The organism is Microcystis sp. M090S1, from assembly GCF_020246295.1.
In the GTDB taxonomy this organism is placed as follows: domain Bacteria; phylum Cyanobacteriota; class Cyanobacteriia; order Cyanobacteriales; family Microcystaceae; genus Microcystis; species Microcystis aeruginosa.
In genome coordinates, this window is record NZ_JADBTF010000162.1 from 1 (window position 1) to 7,480 (window position 7,480).

The following is a 7,480-nucleotide window of genomic DNA, read 5'->3' on the forward strand; positions in this document are numbered from 1 at the left end:
CACCCCACACCCCACCCCCCACACCCCACTTCCCCATTCCCCCCCTTCCCCATTCCCCCACACCCCTGACTGATAAATGATTACTATTCATTGATAACTGATGCCAGGGCCTGACGGGCAATTTTTGTGACGTAGAGGGTGACGGCAACGGTGGCGATAAAACCGCTCAGGCGAATAGTCCATGGTAAAACTGGGTTAGTGGCTGGTGCCGAGGTCCCGATAGTGGCAAGACTGCCCGCTAAAGAGCCAATATAAACATACATTATCGTCCCCGGAATCATGCCTGCGGAACCTAGTAGATAATCTTTCAGGGAAACCCCGGTGACACCATAGGCATAATTGAGCAGATTAAAAGGAAATATGGGAGATAACCGGGTTAAAAGCACTATTTTTAAACCTTCTCTCCCTACAGCTTCATCGATAGCTTGAAATTTACTATTACCTTGAATTTTTTCCGCCACCCAACCCCTAGCCAGATAACGTCCCACCAGAAAAGCGACAGTAGCGCCGATAGTTGCCCCGATAAAGACGTAAAAAGAGCCTAAAACCAGGCCAAAAACCACACCAGCCCCTAAAGTCAGGATTGAACCTGGAAAAAAGGCCACAGTAGCTAGAATATAGATAATTATAAACGCGATCGCTCCCACGGCTCCCAAACTATCCACCCAAGTTAAGGCATGGAAAAGAATAGTTTGAGGATTAAAACCTGTGGAGGCACTGGATTGGAGGGCAAAAGCGGGGGGAGTAGTCAGGAAAAAAACAAGGCTAAATGTAGTTAATAACAGTAAATGCCTGATAGTCACAGTTTTTCCCGAAGGTAAAAACTTGGAAATAATCATAAAAAGTCCCTATAAGGAATGAAAAAAGAGAGATTGAACTATAAAAGCGAATTAAATAGAACTGGGGGCTATTCTACCGCGATTATCATTGTTTAGACCAGAAAGCCAATCCTGAAAATTCCCAGAAAATCCCCCTCTCTGGGAGAAGATAGGACAAGCAACAGCCCGGTAAATTTTGCTGTTTACTTGATAAGCTAAGAGGTATCTTAACTGCCTATCCTTAGATTAGCTAAATCTCCCCTAATCCCTTTACTTTTGCCTCTTGCCCCTTGCAAGAGTGCCTCTTGCCTCATCTCAATAAGCAATTTAAATGCGCGGGCAGCTTATTACACCTTGCCGTCTCTGGGGAAAAAATGTCACAATTAGAAATAATTAGCATTCGATATAGCAATTAATCTATGAAAATCATCCCCAAGGTCAAGGCCCCTACCTTCCTGCAAATGGCACAATGGATCATTAATCCTGTAGCTTTTATGGAAAATGCCGCCCGCAAGCATGGCGATATTTTTAGCACAAAAGTGGGTTTAACTGTAGATAATTTTATCTTTGTCAGTAGTCCTTCGGCCCTACAACAAATTTTAACTAATGACCGTAAACAATTCTCGGCACCGGGGGAAGCCAATCGGATTATTGCCCCGATTATTGGTGATTATTCTGTCGTCATGTTAGACGGAGACATCCACAAAAAACGCCGTCAGCTTTTATTGCCACCTTTTCACGGGGAAAGAATGCGTTTCTACGGCGATTTAATCCGCGATATTACCCTGAGAGTAATGGCAGAATTGCCCCAAAATCAACCTTTTAAGGCCCGTTCAGCGACCACAGCGATTGCTTTACAAGTAATTATGGAGGCAGTTTTTGGAATTAGTCAAGGGGAACGTTATCAAACCCTGAAAAAAACTCTCGCTGAAATGCTCGATATTTTTAACTCTCCGGTGATGGCTTCTTTGTTATTTTTCCCAATTTTGCGGGCTGATTTTGGTGCTTGGAGTCCCTGGGGAAAATACCAGCGTTACCAAGAAAAAATTGATGATATTATCTATACAGAAATTGCCGAAAGAAAAGCTAATCCTAACCCCAATCGCACCGATATTTTATCACTCCTGATGTCGTCCCGGGATGAAGAAGGCAACCCGATGAGCGATAAGGAATTGCGCGATGAATTAATGACCTTATTATTCGCCGGTCATGAAACCACAGCCACCGCTATGTCTTGGGTGCTCTACTGGACTCATCGCTATCCAGAAATTAAAGCAAAAATTCTCCAAGAAATAGCCACTTTAGGAGATAATCCTAACCCCATTGACATAACTCGATTACCCTATCTTTCGGCAGTTTGTTCGGAAACTTTACGCATTCATCCCGTGGGAATGTTAACTTTTCCGCGAGTAGTGCAAGAACCAGTAGAACTAGATGGTTATCCTTTAGAAAAAGGGACAATTCTTATGGGTTGTATTTATCTGGCCCACCACCGCGAGCAAACTTTCCCCGATTCCCATACTTTTAAACCGGAACGCTTTTTAGAAAAACAATTCACCCCCTACGAATATATGCCTTTTGGTGGTGGGGCGCGTCGTTGTATCGGGGAAGTTTTAGCTATCTACGAGATGAAAATCGCCATCGCCACAATTTTGGCCAATTATCAGTTAACTCTAGTTAATAATACCCCCGAAAAACCCAGCCGCCGCGGTGTAACCCTTGCTCCCTCGCGAGGAGTTCCCATGGTCTTAAAAGGACGACGGGAACCTCTGGTGACTGCCCCCATGCTCGCCGAAATTTCTTAAAAAAACTGACAAACTATTGTACAATCAGAGTTGTGGTATCCCATATCATAACTCTGTTTTTTTGTCAATAAAATTGGGGATAATTATGGTCTTAATTCGTTTAGCTAAATCCTGGCAAATTTCCGAAAATGAAGTTACTTCCGAAAGTGTTTATTTTAACCGTCGTCGCTTTTTACAGGGGTTAATCGGGACAGGAATTGCGGGGAGTTCCCTATTATTAACTGCTTGTGGTAAATCCTCCTCCTCGGAAGCTTTAGAAAAAAGTTTGCAATTACCTAAAATTGAAGGGTTCGGCAAAAATCCGCAGTTTTTAACGGTAAATCGCCCCATAGCTGCCGAAACTGTAGCGGGAAGATATAACAATTTTTATGAGTTCGGAGGGGGGAAAAATATCTGGTTAAAAGCGCAGAAATTACCGACGAATCCCTGGACGGTAGAAGTGGGAGGATTGGTAAAAAATCCCCAGACCTACGATATAGATACTATTAAAAAAACCTTTCCTCTCGAAGAAAGAATCTATCGTTTTCGTTGTGTGGAAGCTTGGTCAATGGTGTTACCTTGGCTTGGTTTTCCCATGGGTGCTTTAATTGCGGCAGTGGAACCAAAAACAGAAGCAAAATTCGTCCGTTTCACCTCCTTTTATAATCCCGAAATTACTAAGGGGCCAGGATTGCATTTAGGAGCCTTACCCTGGCCCTATACAGAAGGTTTAAGAATTGAAGAAATGGCCAACGAATTAGCTTTCTTTGCCGTGGGAATTTTCGGTCATGATTTACCGAAACAACAGGGCGCACCCTTGCGAATGGTTATTCCTTGGAAATACGGTTTTAAAGGAGCAAAATCGATAGTAAAAATTGAATTTACCGCCAAACAACCCGCCACCTACTGGAACACAATTGACGCTCACGAATACGATTTTGAGGCTAATGTGAACCCCAGTAAACCCCATCCCCGTTGGTCGCAAGCAACGGAGAAATTTATCGGCAGTAGAAGTGATTTATCTTGGGAAATTATCGAAACTCTGCCCTATAATGGCTATGGTGAATATGTGGCTAGTTTATATAGTTAAGTTCTATGATTATCCCCATTTATTCAGTTTAACTAAGTATCTATGGACAATAAAACTCTGTACGAACAAGACTTTTATCTCTGGATTAGAACTACTATTAATCAACTGCAAGCCAGACAGTTTGAGCGGGTAGATTTAGATAATTTACTGGAGGAGTTAGCAAGTATGGGAAGGAGTGAAAAACGCAAAATCGAAAATCTTTTGATTCAATTGCTGGTACATTTGCTGAAACTAACCTCCTGGACAGGAGAAAAAGCTAGAAATGAGGGTCACTTGAAAGGGGAAATTAGAAACTTTCGCCGACAAATAATCAAAGAAGTTAAAGATAGCCCTAGTCTCAAACCCTGTCTTTTGGAAATCTTTGAGGAATGCTATCAATTTGCCAGAAAAGATGCTAGTGATCGCTCTCAATTACCCCTCGATACTTTTCCCGCTATACCCATTGGTTCCCTTGAACAAATTCTCGATGAAGATTGGTTTCCCACTAATAACCATGAGTAATATATAGAGGTAAATTATGGATAATAAAACCCTGTACGAACAAGACTTTTATCTCTGGATTAGAACCACTATTAATCAACTGCAAGCGAGACAGTTTGAGCGGGTAGATTTAGAGAATTTACTGGAGGAGTTAGCAAGTATGGGAAGGAGTGAAAAGCGCAAAATCGAAAATCTTTTGATTCAATTACTGGTACATTTGCTGAAACTAACTTACTGGACAGGAGAAAAATCTAGAAATGAGGGTCACTGGAAAGGGGAAATTATCAACTTTCGCCGACAAATAATCGAAGAAATTAAAGATAGCCCTAGTTTAAAACCCTATATTCTGGAAATCTTTGAGGAATGCTATCAATTTTCTAGAAAAGAGGCTCAAGTTAGAACTCAATTACCTCTTGATACTTTCCCCCCTATTCCCATGGGTTCCCTTGAACAAATTCTCGATGAAGATTGGTTTCCCACTAATAACCACGAGTAATATATAGAGGTAAATTATGGATAATAAAACCATGTACGAAGAAGACTTTTATCTCTGGATTAGAACTACTATTAATCAACTGCAAGCGAGACAGTTTGAGCGGGTAGATTTAGAGAATTTACTAGAGGAATTAGCAAGTATGGGAAGGAGTGAAAAGCGCACAATTAAAAGTCTGTTAACCCGATTATTAGAACATTTACTTAAGCTCAAATATTGGGCGGCAGAAAGAGAGAGAAACGAAGGTCACTGGAAGGGAGAGATTAGAACTTTTCGTCTCGATATATTAGATGAACTTAAAGATAGTCCTAGTCTGAAACCCTATCTTTTAGAAATTTTCGATGAATGTTATCTTTCAGCCCGAAAAAATGCCAGTGACCGCTCTCAATTACCCCTCGATACTTTCCCCGTTATTCCCATTGGTTCCCTTGAACAAATTCTCGATGAAGATTGGTTTCCTGCGGGCGATAATCTGGAAATATAGCCATCAGTTAGACTGCTCCATACTGCTGTAACAAAAAACAACTATCCCCCGATAGCGATCGCTAAAGGTCGAATAATTATAAATTTTTTTCAAGGGGTGCGGTCAGATCGAAGAATCATTGCTAGAATGAGCCTAATTGTCAGAAATTTAGTTAAACAAGGTTTTTGGCAATATGCTAATCTGGCTAACACGCTTTTGGGGGTGATATGGGGAAAAGTTCTGGCAATCGCGCCTAAATGGAGTGATATACGGAAAGTTTCCACATATTGTTACTTTCAAGAGTGTTATACGGAAAGTTGACCTATAATATGTAGTTAGAAAATACAACGCTTATAAGTGTACGGTTTTAGCATTATTTGCAAACTCAACAAAAAAACCACGATATTCATGAATCCGATTTTAGACTGCACAAACTTTGAAACCACAAAAAAATTGATCGCCTTGATTTTTAATATAAATGAAAACACTTTGATATCCAACCTACAAAACATGGATCGGATACCAGAAAATGAAAATCCAGAGGATTACATATATGAAGCGTTTGATAAGAACTATCACATTCCAGATATAATTGATTGCATTTATTTCCACGGAACCAGAACAAGAAATCCTAAATCATTCTTGGAACGAGGTATTCTTCCCAAAAAACTCGTCGAAGAATCAATATGGCATGAATTGATAAGCTAAACGGCGCTTAACCTGCATGATCCAATAGCGATAACCCTTTTGGAGTCTATATCGGTGATCCGAAGTAAAAGCCGTTTAGCTTAATCTTATCAAAAGAACTTGACATTCTAAAAAGCGGGGAAAACCCCTTTGCAACTTCCTTTATTGCAAAAACATGGATAAATAGTGAAGGCCCATTTGGATTTTTATTTAAAGAAGCAGCGACACATCCCAGCGGTTTATTGCATAATTATACTGAAACTCCAGAAATAGTTGAAGACATATCAGGATGCCTACTAGGTAAAAATTACATTCATCTTGTAAACAAGTACAAAGAAATAACGAAACCATACATAATTTCATTTTCTTGCACTCAAAATAACGATCCAATAAGGAACGCATTACTATATCTTCATTTAGTATTGCATGGATGTTCAGCAATTGAGGCAGCATCAGTAGCAGTCACCTGTTTTGATGGGAATGGTGTAACTATTGATCCTGCGTCAATTAAATATATCGAATGCGTGCATAAGCCATAGAAAAATGCGTTCTAATACGTTAGACCGTAGAGATATTGATTGCGATCGCCGATCTTGTAGGGTGCGTTCCCTAATGTGACTCCCACTGCTCCAGCGATCGATTTTGGGGAACGCACCATGCCCATTGATTGAATCTGTGGTCTAAATTTGATCGCCGATCTTGTAGTACGGGGCCTGGTGATGCTCACACAAATGATACTGAATTGCCAGATATTGGAGTTCACTACTGGCTAGATGCAGGAACGAGGCTGAAATACATTTTGAAAGTCTGGGTTGAGGATTAAAGAGCTTGCGAATTAGTAGTCAGGGTGGGCGTTTGCTCACCTTGCTTTTTCATGCGGTAATATGGAATGAGATGGTGAAAGACTGAGACTATAGCTATGACGCTCGCATCAAATAAACAAACCGCTATCATTCGTACAGAGCGAGGACTGACAATCGCAGGAACCCGCATCACCCTCTATGATGTAATGGATTATGTGACTGCTCAATATCCACCTAAGTTTATTCAGGGATTATTTGATCTGACGGAAGAGCAAATTAACGCTGCCCTGGCTTATATTGAGGCTCATCGTGCGGATGTAGAAGCTGAGTACCAGCAAGTTCTCAAAGAAGCTGAAGAACTCCGACAATATTATGAAGAGCAAAATCGTGAGCGAGTTGCCCGTATTGCTGCGCAACCACCTAAGCCAGGCTCCGAGGCTGCTTGGGAAAAGCTTCGAGTGGCTAAGGCAAAGCGTGAGTCGAAAGTATGATTTTTTTGATTGATCACAATCTCAAAGGTCATGCCTTGGTTTTCTTTGGTGCGATCGCAACTCAGGGCTGGCTTGATATCGTCCCGATGCAGTTCGTCACCTTTGCAGAGATGGATTTGTCGATCAACAGTGATGACAGGACGGTTTGGCGACTTGCTCAAGAGAATCAGATGATTTTGCTTACCGCTAATCGCAGTATGGAAGGGAAAGATTCCCTAGAGCAGGTCCTGCGCTGACTGACGGACACATTTTTCAATACAAAGACAAGTACTGTTATGTGAAAGCCTCAAACTCCTGAATAAAAGAAAAGGTAATTTTGCCATAATAATCCTGACGAGCTTTGCGAGAAGCCAAACAGGGAAAAGGGTCAA

8 protein-coding genes and 1 pseudogene are annotated in these 7,480 nt (G+C 41.2%); 8 read left to right on the forward strand and 1 reads right to left on the reverse strand.

From position 1 onward, the window contains the following. Positions 1-83 precede the first annotated feature (83 nt). Positions 84-839 (reverse strand): TVP38/TMEM64 family protein, encoded by a 756-nt coding sequence (locus tag IM477_RS07220; RefSeq protein WP_287731137.1) that lies wholly within the window; start codon positions 837-839, stop codon positions 84-86. 398 nt (positions 840-1,237) lie between these two features. Between IM477_RS07220 and IM477_RS07225 the strand changes: the two genes are divergently transcribed. The 8 genes and pseudogenes from IM477_RS07225 to IM477_RS07260 all read left to right on the forward strand — a co-directional run. Next, positions 1,238-2,623 carry a cytochrome P450 gene (locus IM477_RS07225; RefSeq protein ID WP_287731138.1) on the forward strand — a complete coding sequence of 462 codons (1,386 nt, stop codon included), beginning with the start codon at positions 1,238-1,240 and terminating at the stop codon, positions 2,621-2,623. An 85-nt stretch (positions 2,624-2,708) separates the two neighbouring features. Further along, positions 2,709-3,692: a protein-methionine-sulfoxide reductase catalytic subunit MsrP gene (msrP, locus tag IM477_RS07230; RefSeq protein ID WP_287731139.1), complete on the forward strand. Its 984-nt coding sequence runs from the start codon at positions 2,709-2,711 to the stop codon at positions 3,690-3,692. A gap of 42 nt (positions 3,693-3,734) precedes the next feature. Next, positions 3,735-4,193, forward strand: coding sequence for a DUF29 domain-containing protein (locus IM477_RS07235; protein ID WP_287731140.1), 459 nt, complete (start codon positions 3,735-3,737; stop codon positions 4,191-4,193). 16 nt (positions 4,194-4,209) lie between these two features. Further along, entirely contained in the window at positions 4,210-4,668 is a 459-nt protein-coding gene (locus IM477_RS07240) for a DUF29 domain-containing protein (RefSeq protein ID WP_287731141.1), read from the forward strand. A gap of 16 nt (positions 4,669-4,684) precedes the next feature. Further along, positions 4,685-5,149: a DUF29 domain-containing protein gene (locus tag IM477_RS07245; RefSeq protein ID WP_024969050.1), complete on the forward strand. Its 465-nt coding sequence runs from the start codon at positions 4,685-4,687 to the stop codon at positions 5,147-5,149. A gap of 387 nt (positions 5,150-5,536) precedes the next feature. After that, entirely contained in the window at positions 5,537-5,836 is a 300-nt protein-coding gene (locus IM477_RS07250; RefSeq protein WP_287731142.1) for a hypothetical protein, read from the forward strand. A gap of 898 nt (positions 5,837-6,734) precedes the next feature. Continuing rightward, positions 6,735-7,109: a DUF433 domain-containing protein gene (locus tag IM477_RS07255; protein ID WP_002741484.1), complete on the forward strand. Its 375-nt coding sequence runs from the start codon at positions 6,735-6,737 to the stop codon at positions 7,107-7,109. Next, a pseudogene (locus IM477_RS07260) lies at positions 7,106-7,342 on the forward strand (DUF5615 family PIN-like protein); the annotation flags it as partial. The gene IM477_RS07255 and the pseudogene IM477_RS07260, both read left to right, overlap by 4 nt. Positions 7,343-7,480: the final 138 nt, after the last annotated feature.